This is a genomic window from Mycolicibacterium aurum (assembly GCF_900637195.1).
Taxonomy (GTDB): Bacteria; Actinomycetota; Actinomycetes; order Mycobacteriales; family Mycobacteriaceae; genus Mycobacterium; species Mycobacterium aurum.
The window spans coordinates 5,619,919-5,632,179 of the sequence record NZ_LR134356.1 but is presented as its reverse complement, the minus strand read 5'-3'; the positions used below and the strand labels follow the sequence as shown (position 1 = coordinate 5,632,179).

Genomic DNA, 12,261 nt, shown 5'->3' with positions numbered 1-12,261 from the left:
GGCGTATACAGCTTCCGGCAGATTGCCGCTTGTGGATAACGACGGGCCCGGGAAAAAGCTGTGGATAACCAATGACGAGAACGCCGAGGACGGGTAAGGCCTAGACGCAGCACACCTGGTTGCCGCCGGCGCGCTTAGCCTCGTACATGGCCTTGTCGGCGGCTGAGATGAGGCCGTCTATCAGCTCGCCGGAATCGGGGGGCGCGGCGACCAACTCGACACTGGCGACCCCGAGACTCGCGGTGACCCCCCATTCGGTGGACGCGATCGCCATTCGGACGCGCTCCGCTGTCGCGTCGACCTCGGAGCGGCGTGCCGTCTCGGCCACCAGGAACTCCTCCCCACCGATGCGGGCCAGCACGGCGTTCTCCCCGACAGTGCGCCGCATGGAGTCCGCCACCGATACCAGCACCAAATCACCTGTGGCATGGCCGAACTGGTCGTTGAGCTTCTTGAACCCGTCCAGGTCGATCATCACCACGCTGAAACGCCTGCCCTCGTGACCCACGGCGCCGGCGAGCAGTCCGTGCGCCGCACGGCGGAAGCCGCGGCGGTTCACCAGCCCGGTCAGCGGGTCGGTGGTCGATTTGGTGGCGTCCGCCCACAGCCACAGCACCAGTACCTGGCCGCAGATCGGCACCGAAAGCAGTGCCCCGCAATAGATCAGCAGTCTGGACAGCGCAAGGGCCACGTCCCCGTCCAGTGCAATCCGGGCACACGAGGTGACTGCCGTGAGGACCCCGACGAGCAGCGTGAAGAACAGCAGCCGGGGTCCGTGGAAGAACGCGACGTAGCCGGCGAGGCCGGCGAATGCAAAGCACGTGACCAGTCCAGAGAGCGGGTCCGCTTCGGTGAGGGCTGCGATGGCGATTGCGACGCTGCCGAGCACCGAGAACCGATAGGACAGTCGGCGACTCGGCCATCGGATCGCGTACGCAACTCCTATCGCCGCCAGACCCGTGACGATCGTCGCCAGCAGGGTCCGGGGAACCACCTCTTGCGGACCCGAGGGACTGAACAACATCAACCCCAGCGCGAGGGCGAGAACACCCATGGTGGCGGCCATCAGGCAGCGGCCGAAGGCGGCGAGGTGCCGAGCCGCAAGGTAGGCCGACAGCCATTCGAAGTGGTCCGGCTGGTTCCACCACTGACGGATCCTGTGCACCTGCTGCCCCCACTTTCGCCCTGCCGATCGTCCGCTTCGAAGGCGCAGGGACCTGCGCAGACTGTACCGAGTCGGTGGTGCCCGGCGATGGTCCGCGACGAAATCGGCATGGTCGGCACCCGCCCGTTTCTGCCAGCGGCCGCTCAATCTCTGCCAGCGGAAATGAACCCCCTGAGCTGCCGGTTGAACCGGCCAGAACACCAAGAACCACCACCACCATCACCACCAGAAGTCGAAACCGCGAGACACGCTCCACGGCTCCGACCCACACAAGGGAAGAGCAGAACCATGAAGAACCTCACCATCACCGCCACCGCAGCCGCCGCCCTGACCGCCGGATTCCTGGGCCTGGCAGCCCCCGCGCTGGCCGCCCCCACCGGCAACGGCGACGCCCGGGCCACCATCAGCCAGCTCGAAGCCCAGGGCAACCGGGTCATCGTCAACAAGCTCTCCGACGCCTCGCTGTCTGAGGCCGACGTCGTCAGCGTCAAGCAGGGCGGCCCGATCCGCGGCACCGTGCAGGACGATTTCAACGACCGCACCTACCAGCAGACCGTCACCGGCTACGTCTACTACGTCGACGTCCGCTGACCGATCGACACGCAAGGGCGCTCCCGCCGGGGGCGCCCTTGATCGTGCTCAGGGTGTTCGCGTCAAGCGCACGATCGGGATCGTGCGATGCGCCGCCCGGATCTCATAGTCGCCGTACCCGGCGTAGACCTCGAGTGCCTTGTGCCAGGCGGCGTCTCGCTCCGAGGGGTCCGTGACGACGGCCGCGCGGTAAGTACCACTGCGCGCACCGGCGAGGACCTCGACGGTCGGGTTGACCGTGAGATTGCGGTACCACGCCGGATGTCCCGGCCTGCCGTAGTTCGACGCGATCAGCAGAAGCGAATCGCCCTCTGCCACATACACCAACGGGAGCACCCGCCGCAGACCCGACTTAGCGCCGATCGTCGTCAGCAGCATCACCGGAAGCGGATAGACGCTGCTGAATCGTCCCCCGGTGAGACGCAACAGCGGCGGATCGAGCACCGGCGCCACCCGCGTGGCGAAGAAGTACCCCGCCGACGTTCGCCCGAACTTCTCCAGGACTCGCCCGTAGACGGTCATCTGACGGCGCTTAGCGCTCACGGCGTCGACGCTATAGGCCGCTGGCCGCCAGCACCTCGCATAACGCCGAAACCGCGCTGGAAAAGGCATGGTCGGCCGGCGCCGCGAAACCGACGATCACCCCGTCGGGGGCGGGGATCTCGGAACCGGCGAGCGGATGCCGCATCATGGACAGCCCGGTCAGGCCGACACCCGCTTCGCCCGCGCGCCGCAACACCTCCGGTTCCATACCGTCGGGCAGCGACACGAGCAGGTTCACCCCCGCCGCGAGCCCGCTGACCCCGACCCGAAGCGGCGCCAGAGCGGAGACCAGCAGATCCCTGCGCTTGCGATAGCGGGCGCGCATGCGCCGCACGTGCCTGTCGTAATGGCCGCCGGTGAGGAAGTCGGCGAGGGTCAGCTGCGCGATGGCGTCCACATAGAACTGTTGACCGCCTGCGACATCCACCACCGCATCGACGAGGGGCTCCGGGAGCACCATCCATCCCAGCCGCAGCACCTGGGACAGGCTCTTGCTGGTGGACCCGAGGTAGGCCACCCGGTCGGGCCGCAACGCCTGCAACGAGCCGACCGGTTCGCGGTCGTAACGAAACTCCCCGTCGTAGTCGTCGTCGAGTACGAAACCGCCTGTGCGCTCGGCCCATTGCACCACTGCCATCCGCCGCGACGAGTGCAGGGACATGCCCAGCGGGTTGTGGTGCGCCGGGGTCAGCAGTACCGAGCCGACATTCATGTGGTCGAGTTCGTCGATCACAGCGCCCTTGTCGTCCACGCTCACCGGTACCGTCGGCACCCCGGCCTGAGCGAGCGCGTCCCGGAACAGGAAGAGCCCGTAGGCCTCGACCGCGACCGTCCCACCCAATGCCTGTGCCAGCAATTGCACGGCCTGCCGCACGCCGGCGCAGATGACGACGGAGTCCGGCGAGGTGCGCACCCCACGTACCCGTGCCAGGTATTCGGCGAGGGCACTGCGTAATTCGGGACGGCCCCGCGGGTCACCCATCCGCAGGGCCTCGGTCGGTGCGTTGATCAGCGCCCTGCGCATGCTTGCCGCCCACTGGGTGCGCGGGAACTCCGCCACGTCGGGAGTTCCGGGCATCAGGTTGTGGACGGGGGTGACGCGCGCGCCGTGCGGGCGGCGCGTGACGGGCGGCGCCGACGCGGTCGGCCGCACCGCCTCGACAACCCAGGTGCCCGCCCCCTGACGCGACGCCAGCCAACCTTCGGCCACGAGTTCGGCATAGGCGTCGGCGACGGTGTTGCGGGCCAATCCGAGATCGGCGGCCAGGGTGCGGGACGGCGGCAGCATGGTTCCCGGCGCCAGGCGTCCCGACCGCGTGGCGTCACGAAGCGCCGCGATCAGGGTCTCCTTGGTGCCGCGCGCGCCGGGCGTCAACGCCTCCCTCAGGTCCAGGTGGAGGTCACGCGCGCCCGAATTGGCCCATGAAGTCACGCAAGAATTAGACCACCGTCGCGGGTCATTCGGCTCTACCGTCGAAGACATGACACAGACACTCAGCACGCAGGACCGCATCAAGATCTATCAGGCTTCGCCTGAGCTCTTCGACGCCATGATGGCGCTGTCGACCGCCGCGGCCAAGGACGTCGACCCGCAGTTGGGCGAGCTCATCAAGATTCGGGCGTCCCAGATCAACCACTGTGCGTTCTGCCTCGACATGCACACGCGTGACGCCCGCAAGATCGGCGTCAGCGAGCAGAAGCTCGACGTCCTGGCCGCGTGGGCCGAGGCGGGAGACCTGTTCGACGAGACCGAGCGCGCCGCGCTGGCGCTGACCGAGGCGATCACCGAACTCGGCCACGGCGGGGTGTCGGACGACGTCTACGAAGATGCCGCCGCGGTGTTCTCCGACCGCGAGCTCGGCCAGGTGATCGCGCTGGCCGTCACCATCAACGCCTGGAACCGCATCAACGCGGCTGTGCGGACGGCACCGCCGCGGCGTTGACCTACCGTCGAAGGGTGCAGACCCGGTCCGGTGCGGAGATCGTCGTCGACGGCGACGTCGTCCACAAGCTGCACCGGCCGGGGACGGACCCGCGACTTCTCGCGGCGCGCCTCCGGATCGCCGCCGCGTCGCAGGCGTTGCTGTCTCCGCGCTCCGTCGTCCCGGAAGCGGTGGGGCTGCGCTGGATGTCGCACTGGCCGCGGGTGGAAACCGTTGTCCCCGAACCACATCACGCCCCGTGGGCGGCGGCCGGTGAGCTGCTGGCCGCGCTGCACCGCGAACCGGCAGCCGGCCGGGTTCCCGCCAACGGATGGCCCCGGCGATTCCGCCGCGCCGTCGACAACCTCAGGGGCTCAACCGGTCCGGTCCGGCGGGCCGCGGCCGCCCTGCCCGACGTCGTCTGGCGGGCCGGCTCCCCGGGACGGCCGATGACCCTCGTCCACGGCGACTGGCACCTCGGCCAGCTCGGCAGGCGCAGCCCTGCCGCGCCGTGGCAGCTCATCGACATCGACGACGTCGGCGCCGGTGATCCGGCCTGGGACCTGGCCCGTCCGGCGGGGTTCTGGGCCGCGGGCCTGATCCCGGACGAGGACTGGAACACCTTCCTGGGTGCCTACCGCGCCCGCGGACCCGCACTCGCCCCCGGAGATCCGTGGCCCACCCTGGAACCGTTCGCCCGCGCTGCCGTCGTGCACGCCGCGGCGTCCGGCCTGGTGCACGGCGACTCCGACGACACGCAGCGGGCATTGGAGGATGCCTGCGCGCGGATGACCTAGCTGGAGAAGAAGAGCCGGCCGAACCCCTGTTTGCGGTAGTGCTTGTTCCCGCGGTGGCCCCACCCCGGCCCGTATCCGCCGTAACCGGGATCGCCGCCGTAGCCGTACCCCTGCTGGGCGGGCATCGGCGGCGGCGCGGCCTGGACGAACCGGTTCTCCATCTGTGTCAGCGACTCCAACTCCCCGAAGTCGAGGAAGATGCCGCGGCAGGAATCGCACTGCTCCAGGTGGACGCCGTTGCGTTCGTAGGTCTTCATGACACCGGCGCACTTCGGGCACAGCAGGGTGTTGCCCGCACCCGAGGTGGGCGGCGGGGGCGGTTGATATGGCGGGATGCTCATATGTGCATAACGCGCGGTGAATGCGAGAAGTGCCATTGGACCCTAGGGCGGCGTTTCGCGGGCAGGAACCATGGCAGGCATGAACGAGACACGCACATCGGACGCTCCGGTCACCGAGCTCACCGAGACGGAGAGCTGGGGGCTGCTCGGCGGTGTATCTCTCGGACGGTTGGTGACGACGGTGAACGGATGGACCGAGATCTTTCCCGTCAACTTCGTCGTCCAGCGCAACACCGTGCTGTTCCGCACCGCGGAGGGCACCAAATTGCTCACCGCCGCGCTCAACGAGTACGTGGTCTTCGAGGCCGACGACCACAACACCGCCGAGGGGTGGAGCGTGATCCTGCGCGGAAAGGCCCGACTGCTGGCGACGTCGGCCGAGATCGCGGACGCCCGGCGCGCGGGCCTCTACCCGTGGATCGCCACCCAGAAGGAGCGCTTCGTGCGCATCACGCCCCAGGCGGTCACAGGGCGCCGGTTCCGGTTCGGCCCTGAACCGGACGAAGGCGCACTGGTCAGCTGACCGTCACACCCAGTAGGCGACGCGAGCGCGGTACTGGCGCATCGCCAGTGCGGCGAACCCCCATCCGACCACGGTCAGCACCAGGACCACGACCCAGTGCCGCAGCTCCTGGTCGGCGCCCAGCAGTGGGGCGCGGACGATGTCCAGATAGTGCAGCAGCGGGTTGAGTTCGACGATCTTCGCCCAACCGCCGGCGCCCTGGGCCTGCAGCGTGGATTCGTTCCAGATGATCGGGGTCATGAAGAACAACAGCTGCACCAGGCTGGCCAGCAGAGGGCTGATGTCGCGGTACCGCGTGGCCAGAATGCCGAAACACAGGGCCACCCAGACGCAGTTGAGCGCCAGCAGGGCCAGGGCCGGGATGACCGCGAGGTCGGCCCAGTTCCAGGGTTTGGGAAAGATGACGGCGATCACCACGAAGATGATGATGTTGTGGGCGAACAGGAGCATCTGCCGCCACACCAGCCGGTACACGTGCACCGACAGCGGGGTCGGTAGCTGTTTGATCAGACCTTCGTTCGCGACGAAGACGTCCGCGCCCTCGAGTATCGACGCGTTGATCAGGTTCCAGACGATCAAGCCGAGGGTGACGTACGGAAGATGCTCGGAGAGTTCGAGTTTGAACAGCATCGAGTACAGCCCGCCCATGGCGACCGCAGTGGTGCCGGTGGCGATGGTGATCCAGAACGGCCCCAGTACCGAGCGTCGGTAGCGCTGCTTGATGTCCTGCCAGCCCAGATGCAGCCACAGTTCGCGCTTGCCGAAGCCGTCCACCAGGTCGCCCCACGCGCGGGCGAACGTCCGGGACTGGGCCGCGGCATCCGTGATCGTCATTCTCGTGTGAACCTCTCGCGTCGGCCCAAGCGGCGCAGTCGAATCCATTCACCGAAACCGGCGGGATCGCGTCGTGACACCAGGAAGTACCAGCCGAATCTCAACCATTCCTGCGGCACCAGCTTGCGCATCCCCGGTTGGGATTGCAGGTAGCCGCGGTTGCGGTAGGTGAAGTACCGCTTCGTCGGGTTGTCCGGATACTGCGTGTGCATTCGACCGCCGAGGATCGGCTTGAACTCGTCGCCGCCCTGAGGGTGTAGATAGACGGCGGTCAGGCACGTGCCGAACGGCAACCCGGTGCGCAGCAGTCGCCGGTGCACTTCGGTCTCGTCACCGCGGAAGAACAACCGCAGATCGGGCACCCCGGTGGCTTCCAGGGTCTCCGCACGGAACAGAGCCCCGTTGAACAGGTGCGCGATACCCGGCATCAGGTCGGGCAGCTCGGATTCGATCCGGAGCTCGCTGACCCGCCGGCGCCACGACAGCCCGCGCCGCAGCGGGAACGCGAGACGCTCGGGGTCGTCGAGGTCGCAGATCATCGGCGAGACCTCCGCCAGATGGTATTTCTCGGCGCAGGCCAGCAGCGTCGGCAGCACTTCGCTGTTCTGTGGCCTGCCGTCGTCGTCGGCCAGCCACACCCAGTCGGCGCCCAGGCTCAACGCGTGCAGCATGCCGAGGGCGAAACCGCCTGCGCCGCCCAGGTTTCGGCGGGAACCCAGATAGGTGGTCTGAACGGGCTGGCCGGCAACCAGATCACGGACGCGTTCGTCGTGGTCGTTGTCCACGACGATCAAATGGTCGGGAGGCCTGCTCTGTGCGCAGACCGCGTCCAGCGATTTGGCGAGTTCGTCGGGACGGCGATGGGTGACCACCACCGCAATAACCTGCTCAGTCATGCGTGTGCGCCGTTTCCTTGAGCACCTCGCGCACGTGCCGGGCGGCGTCTTCGCCCTCGTAGGCCCGCACGACGTCCTCGATGCCGCCCTCCATCTTGATGGTGCCGTGGTCGATCCACATCGCCGTGTTGCACAGCCGGGCCAGGAACTCGTTGGAATGGCTGGCGAACACCAGGATTCCGGACCGCTCGACCAGGCTGGCCAACCGAGTCTGCGCCTTCTTGAGGAAGTCGGCGTCGACGGCGCCGATGCCCTCGTCGAGCAGCAGGATCTCGGGGTCGATGCTGGTGACCACGCCCATGGCCAGGCGCACCCGCATGCCGGTGGAGTAGGTGCGTAGCGGCATCGACAGATAGTCGCCCAGCTCGGTGAACTCGGCGATCTCGTCGACCTTGCTCATCATCTGCTTGCGCGTCTGCCCGAGGAACAGGCCGCGGATGATGATGTTCTCGAAACCGGAGATCTCAGGGTCCATCCCGACGCCCAGGTCGAACACCGGAGCCACCCGGCCCTGCACCGTCGCCACCCCTCGGGTGGGTTCGTAGATGCCCGACAGGAGCCGCAGCAGTGTCGACTTGCCGGCACCGTTGTGTCCGACGAGGCCGACGCGGTCGCCCATCTTGAGCGACATCGTGATGTCGCGCAGCGCTTCGATGACGACGACGTTGGAGTCGTTGCGCCCGATCGCCCCGCCGGCCTTGCCGAGGAACGCCTTCTTCAGCGAGCGCGTCTTGGCGTCGAAGATCGGGAACTCGACCCACGCGTTACGGGTCTCGATGTGTGGCTCGACGGGTTGTGTCACGCGGCTCTCACAGGTACTGGCCGGTGCCGGGGTGTCCGGGGCCGCCCCGCTGGCCGGGCACGCCCACACCGGGAGGCAACGCGCCCTGGCGCATCTGCTCCAGCTGCTGCCGTGCGGCCATCTGCTGGGCGAACAGGGCGGTCTGGATGCCGTGGAACAGCCCTTCCAGCCAGCCGACCAGCTGGGCCTGGGCGATCCGCAGCTCGGAGTCCGACGGCACCGAGTCCTCCGTGAACGGCAGCGTCAGCCGCTCCAGCTCATCGCGCAGCTCGGGGGCCAGACCTTCCTCGAGTTCGTGGATGCTGGTGCGGTGGATGTCGCGCAGCCGGCCGCGGCTCGCCTCGTCGAGCGGTGCGGCGCGCACCTCCTCCAGCAGCTGCTTGATCATCGTGCCGATCCGCATCACCTTGGCGGGCTGCTCGACCAGGTCGGTCAGCGACTTGCCGTCGGCGCGCTCGAGGTCGTCATCGCCGGCCATACCGCCACTGCCGATGATCTCGATGTTGTCGTCGTCGGAATTGGTAGACATGTCTCTAAGGGTGCCCCAGCTTTTCTCGCCTGATGCGGCCGGGCTCCGCGTCGATGATGGTGCGGGCGTCACCGGTGCCGTTGATCTTCGCGCACCCGACGGCTCTCGGCCACCACGAAATGCCGGGGGCCAGCGGCGAAGATGGCGTCGATCTTCAGGGGTGGCAAACCTGCGGAGTTGGCGACGGCGAGCGCGAGGCCGGTCCGGCCAGGAGGTCCAGGCGTGGAAGCGGTTGCCACCGTTACCACCAGCAAAAACCGACTGAGCGGGACTCCGAACCGGAAGGTGACTCGACTAGTATGGCTGCGCAGATAGCTCGTGCCGTTTCGACACGGGCGGTAACAGCAGGGTCGGGCCCCGCCGAACCGGACCGAAGGGGCGGTTCGGCGTCGTTCCGACACGCTTCAAAGGTGGACTTGGATGGCATACGACGTCGCCCGGGTGCGTGGACTGCACCCCTCGCTGGGCGATGGCTGGGTGCATATGGACCCCCAGAACGGCATGCTGCTGCCTGACTCCGTGGGGCGGGCGGTGTCGACGGCGTTCCGTGGTTCGATACCCACCACATCCAGCGCGCACCCGGCCGCGAGGCGCAGCGCGGCTGTCCTGGCCGCGGCGCGTCAGGCCGTGGCGGACCTGGTCAACGCGGATCCGGCGGGCGTGGTCCTCGGCGCCGACAGGGCAGTGCTGCTGACCTCGCTCGCCGACGCTGCGTCGGGCCGGGTGGGCCTGGGCTACGAGCTGGTGGTGACGCGCCTCGACGACGAGGCCAACATCGCACCGTGGTTGCGTGCGGCCAACCGTTTCGGCGCCAAGGTCAAGTGGGCCGAGGTGGACATCGAGAGCGGCGAGCTGCCCACGTGGCAGTGGGAGAGCCTGGTGACCCGGCCGACGCGTCTGGTCGCAATCACTTCTGCGTCTTCGACATTGGGCACGGTGACCGAACTGCGCGAGGTGACCAAACTGGTGCACGAGGTCGGCGGCCTCGTGGTCGTCGACCACTCCGCGGCGGCGCCGTACCGGCTGATCGACATCGAGGAGATCGAGGCCGACGTGGTGGCGGTGAACGCGCTGGCGTGGGGCGGCCCGCCGATCGGCGCGCTGGTCTTCCGCGATCCGAGCATCATCGACGCGTTCGGGTCGGTGTCACTGAACCCAGACGCCACCGGCGCCGAGCGGCTCGAATTGGGCGCGCACCAGTTCGGCATGCTGGCAGGCGTGGTGGCGAGCATCGAATACCTTGCTGCACTTGACGACTCCGCACAGGGCGCGCGCCGCGAGCGTCTCTCGGTGTCGATACAGTCGGCGACGGCCTATCTGAGCGGACTGTTCGACTATCTGCTCACGTCGTTGAAGTCGTTGCCGACGGTCACGGTGATCGGGAGCCCGGAGCTGCGGATCCCGGTGCTGACGTTCGCCATCGAGAACGTGCCCGCCGAGCGCGTCGTGCAGCGGTTGGCCGACAACGGCATCCTGGCGATCGCCAACGCCAGCGCACGTGTGCTCGACCTCATCGGCGTCAACGACGTCGGCGGAGCGGTGACCATCGGACTGGCGCACTACAGCACCGCCGCCGAGGTCGATCAGCTGGTGCGGGCTCTCGCCTCGCTGGGCTGACCCTCAGATATCAACGCGCAGAAGGACTTTGCCCGACACGTCGCCTGAGTCCAGTAGCTCGTGGGCGGCTTGGGCCTCGGTGATCGGGAACTCGGCGCCGATGACGGGACGGACCAGTCCGTCGGCGACCAACGGCCAGACCTCGGCGACGACGCGGTCGACGATCTCGGCTTTGCCGCCGCGTCCGGTCACCGGACGTGCCCTAAGGGCGGTGGCGATGACGCTGCCCCGCTTGGCCAGTAGTTTGCCGATGTTGAGCTCGGCCTTGGCGCCGCCCTGCATGCCGATGATCACCAGCCTGCCGCCGGTGGCGAGGGCGTCGATGTTGCGGTCCAGATAGGAGGCGCCCATGATGTCGAGGATCACGTCGGCACCCGGATTCCCCGAGCCCTCGTCGCGCACCTTCGCCACGAAGTCCTCATCGTGATAGTCGATGGTGATCTCGGCGCCCAGCTCGGCACACAGCTCCAGCTTGTTGCGCGAGCCCGCGGTGACGACGACCCGGCAGCCCAGCGCCCGCGCCACCTGGATGGCATGCGTGCCGACACCGCTGGCGCCGCCGTGGATCAGGAGCAGCTCGGGTGCGGTCAGCCCCGCGGCCATCACCACGTTGGACCACACCGTGCATGCGACCTCCGGTAGCGCGGCGGCGTGCGGCAGCGGGACGCCGGCAGGCACCGGCAGCACCTGCCCGGCCGGAACGGACACGAATTCGGCGTAACCGCCCCCGGCCAGCAAAGCGCAGACGGGTTGCCCCTGCGACCACTGCCGAACCCCGTCCCCGAGGCCGGCGATCACCCCGGAGACCTCAAGACCGAGGATGTCGCTGGCTCCGGGAGGCGGCGGATACTTGCCGGCAGCCTGCATCAGGTCCGCGCGGTTGACCCCCGCGGCGACGACCTTGATGAGAACTTCACCCGCCGCCGGGGAGATGTCTGGCACAGACTGCCAGGTCAGCCTGCCTGCAGAGTCCGCAACGATCGCCCGCATCCACGCAACGCTACTACGCTGCGGAAACAGGCTGAGATTTCGCCACCAGCAGCGCGCCCCCGGCCCTACTATGTGCCAATGGAGGGGATCATCGGGGGGCGCACGGCGAGCGATACGCCGGGGCTGGATATTGCAGAGCAACGGGCGTGGCAGAACTTTCTGGACGCCGCATTGCGGATGTACGCGACCATGAACAGGTCGCTGTCGGACGAACACGGGCTGACGCTCAACGATGTGCGGCTACTCGACCTGCTGGTCAAGTCGCCGACGGGAGCGGCCCGGATGGGTGACGTCGCAGAATCGCTGATGTCGTTGCCCAGCCGGGTGACGCGTCAGATCCATCGCCTGGAGGTGCAGGGTCTCGTGACCCGCGGCGCCAGTCCGGACGACGGCCGCGGCGTGCTCGCCAGCATCACTCCCGAGGGGAGAACGGCGTTGGCCAAGGCGATGCAGACCTACGGGGACGCGGTGCGCGTGCACTTCCTCGATCGGTTGAGCCGGCCACAGGTGACCGCGATGGGCGAGAACTGTCGTCGGATCAGCGCAGGACTGAAGGCCGGGGCGCCGTCCGCCAAAATCGGTCGCGTCTAGACTGTCTCGCGGTGGCGTGGCAGAGCGGCCTAATGCACTCGCCTTGAAAGCGAGAGTCGGCTAACACCGACCGGGGGTTCAAATCCCTCCGCCACCGCCACACACCCCCGGGGGGTCCCC

General features: G+C 68.0%; 15 protein-coding genes and 1 tRNA gene. 7 read left to right on the top strand and 9 right to left on the bottom strand.

Translation table 11 applies throughout. From position 1 onward, the window contains the following. Window positions 1-100: 100 nt before the first annotated feature. Window positions 101-1,165, bottom strand: a complete 1,065-nt coding sequence (locus tag EL337_RS26785) for a GGDEF domain-containing protein (protein WP_048630672.1) — start codon at window positions 1,163-1,165, stop codon at window positions 101-103. Between the two features lie 288 nt (window positions 1,166-1,453). On the opposite strand from EL337_RS26785, the gene EL337_RS26780 reads away from it, so the two are divergent. Then, a complete protein-coding gene (locus EL337_RS26780; protein WP_048633213.1) occupies window positions 1,454-1,756 on the top strand; it encodes a hypothetical protein in 303 nt (100 codons plus the stop codon). Window positions 1,757-1,804: 48 nt separating this feature from the next. Here EL337_RS26780 and EL337_RS26775 read toward each other — a convergent pair whose 3' ends face one another. Together EL337_RS26775 and pdxR are read right to left on the bottom strand one after the other, a co-directional pair. After that, window positions 1,805-2,299 (bottom strand): nitroreductase family deazaflavin-dependent oxidoreductase, encoded by a 495-nt coding sequence (locus EL337_RS26775; protein ID WP_157866291.1) that lies wholly within the window; start codon window positions 2,297-2,299, stop codon window positions 1,805-1,807. Window positions 2,300-2,309: 10 nt separating this feature from the next. Beyond that, entirely contained in the window at window positions 2,310-3,731 is a 1,422-nt protein-coding gene (gene pdxR / locus EL337_RS26770) for a MocR-like pyridoxine biosynthesis transcription factor PdxR (protein WP_048630670.1), read from the bottom strand. 49 nt (window positions 3,732-3,780) lie between these two features. Between pdxR and EL337_RS26765 the strand changes: the two genes are divergently transcribed. Together EL337_RS26765 and EL337_RS26760 are read left to right on the top strand one after the other, a co-directional pair. Beyond that, window positions 3,781-4,242: a carboxymuconolactone decarboxylase family protein gene (locus tag EL337_RS26765; protein WP_048630669.1), complete on the top strand. Its 462-nt coding sequence runs from the start codon at window positions 3,781-3,783 to the stop codon at window positions 4,240-4,242. 14 nt (window positions 4,243-4,256) lie between these two features. Further along, window positions 4,257-5,018, top strand: a complete 762-nt coding sequence (locus tag EL337_RS26760) for a phosphotransferase family protein (RefSeq protein WP_048630668.1) — start codon at window positions 4,257-4,259, stop codon at window positions 5,016-5,018. Here EL337_RS26760 and EL337_RS26755 read toward each other — a convergent pair. Then, on the bottom strand, window positions 5,015-5,359 hold the full coding sequence (locus tag EL337_RS26755) for a TFIIB-type zinc ribbon-containing protein (RefSeq protein ID WP_109519758.1): 345 nt from the start codon (window positions 5,357-5,359) through the stop codon (window positions 5,015-5,017). The genes EL337_RS26760 and EL337_RS26755 overlap by 4 nt on opposite strands. A 70-nt stretch (window positions 5,360-5,429) precedes the next feature. Here EL337_RS26755 and EL337_RS26750 point away from each other — a divergent pair, with 70 nt between their 5' ends. Beyond that, the gene (locus tag EL337_RS26750) at window positions 5,430-5,882 is read left to right on the top strand and encodes a pyridoxamine 5'-phosphate oxidase family protein (protein WP_370737118.1); all 453 of its coding nucleotides are present in this window, start codon (window positions 5,430-5,432) and stop codon (window positions 5,880-5,882) included. Between the two features lie 3 nt (window positions 5,883-5,885). Here EL337_RS26750 and wzm read toward each other — a convergent pair whose 3' ends face one another. Genes wzm through EL337_RS26730 form a run of 4 tightly spaced genes read right to left on the bottom strand, consistent with a single transcriptional unit; the run spans window position 5,886 to window position 8,943 of the window. Beyond that, window positions 5,886-6,716: a galactan export ABC transporter permease subunit Wzm/RfbD gene (gene wzm, locus EL337_RS26745; RefSeq protein ID WP_048630666.1), complete on the bottom strand. Its 831-nt coding sequence runs from the start codon at window positions 6,714-6,716 to the stop codon at window positions 5,886-5,888. Then, a complete protein-coding gene (gene glfT1 / locus EL337_RS26740; protein ID WP_048630665.1) occupies window positions 6,713-7,612 on the bottom strand; it encodes a galactofuranosyltransferase GlfT1 in 900 nt (299 codons plus the stop codon). Before glfT1 ends, wzm begins: the two co-directional genes overlap by 4 nt. Next, entirely contained in the window at window positions 7,605-8,414 is an 810-nt protein-coding gene (gene wzt, locus EL337_RS26735) for a galactan export ABC transporter ATP-binding subunit Wzt/RfbE (protein ID WP_048630664.1), read from the bottom strand. Before wzt ends, glfT1 begins: the two co-directional genes overlap by 8 nt. 7 nt (window positions 8,415-8,421) lie before the next feature. Further along, window positions 8,422-8,943 (bottom strand): bacterial proteasome activator family protein, encoded by a 522-nt coding sequence (locus EL337_RS26730; RefSeq protein ID WP_048630663.1) that lies wholly within the window; start codon window positions 8,941-8,943, stop codon window positions 8,422-8,424. A gap of 420 nt (window positions 8,944-9,363) precedes the next feature. Here EL337_RS26730 and EL337_RS26725 point away from each other — a divergent pair, with 420 nt between their 5' ends. After that, window positions 9,364-10,560, top strand: coding sequence for a cysteine desulfurase-like protein (locus EL337_RS26725; protein WP_048630662.1), 1,197 nt, complete (start codon window positions 9,364-9,366; stop codon window positions 10,558-10,560). Window positions 10,561-10,563: 3 nt separating this feature from the next. Here EL337_RS26725 and EL337_RS26720 read toward each other — a convergent pair whose 3' ends face one another. Next, window positions 10,564-11,550: an NAD(P)H-quinone oxidoreductase gene (locus tag EL337_RS26720; RefSeq protein ID WP_048630661.1), complete on the bottom strand. Its 987-nt coding sequence runs from the start codon at window positions 11,548-11,550 to the stop codon at window positions 10,564-10,566. Between the two features lie 78 nt (window positions 11,551-11,628). Between EL337_RS26720 and EL337_RS26715 the strand changes: the two genes are divergently transcribed. Together EL337_RS26715 and EL337_RS26710 are read left to right on the top strand one after the other, a co-directional pair. After that, window positions 11,629-12,141: a MarR family winged helix-turn-helix transcriptional regulator gene (locus EL337_RS26715; RefSeq protein WP_048630660.1), complete on the top strand. Its 513-nt coding sequence runs from the start codon at window positions 11,629-11,631 to the stop codon at window positions 12,139-12,141. Window positions 12,142-12,151: 10 nt separating this feature from the next. Next, window positions 12,152-12,241: transfer RNA gene (locus EL337_RS26710), tRNA-Ser, on the top strand. The last annotated feature ends 20 nt before the right edge of the window (window positions 12,242-12,261 follow it).

Coding starts and splice junctions, on each gene's coding strand:
- EL337_RS26715 (WP_048630660.1), top strand. CDS start 11,629: ATGGAGGGGATCATCGGGGGGCGCACGGCGAGCGATACGCCGGGGCTG.
- EL337_RS26755 (WP_109519758.1), bottom strand. CDS start 5,359: ATGAGCATCCCGCCATATCAACCGCCCCCGCCGCCCACCTCGGGTGCG.
- EL337_RS26765 (WP_048630669.1), top strand. CDS start 3,781: ATGACACAGACACTCAGCACGCAGGACCGCATCAAGATCTATCAGGCT.
- EL337_RS26720 (WP_048630661.1), bottom strand. CDS start 11,550: ATGCGGGCGATCGTTGCGGACTCTGCAGGCAGGCTGACCTGGCAGTCT.
- EL337_RS26725 (WP_048630662.1), top strand. CDS start 9,364: ATGGCATACGACGTCGCCCGGGTGCGTGGACTGCACCCCTCGCTGGGC.
- EL337_RS26750 (WP_370737118.1), top strand. CDS start 5,430: ATGGCAGGCATGAACGAGACACGCACATCGGACGCTCCGGTCACCGAG.
- wzm (WP_048630666.1), bottom strand. CDS start 6,716: ATGACGATCACGGATGCCGCGGCCCAGTCCCGGACGTTCGCCCGCGCG.
- glfT1 (WP_048630665.1), bottom strand. CDS start 7,612: ATGACTGAGCAGGTTATTGCGGTGGTGGTCACCCATCGCCGTCCCGAC.
- EL337_RS26730 (WP_048630663.1), bottom strand. CDS start 8,943: ATGTCTACCAATTCCGACGACGACAACATCGAGATCATCGGCAGTGGC.
- EL337_RS26780 (WP_048633213.1), top strand. CDS start 1,454: ATGAAGAACCTCACCATCACCGCCACCGCAGCCGCCGCCCTGACCGCC.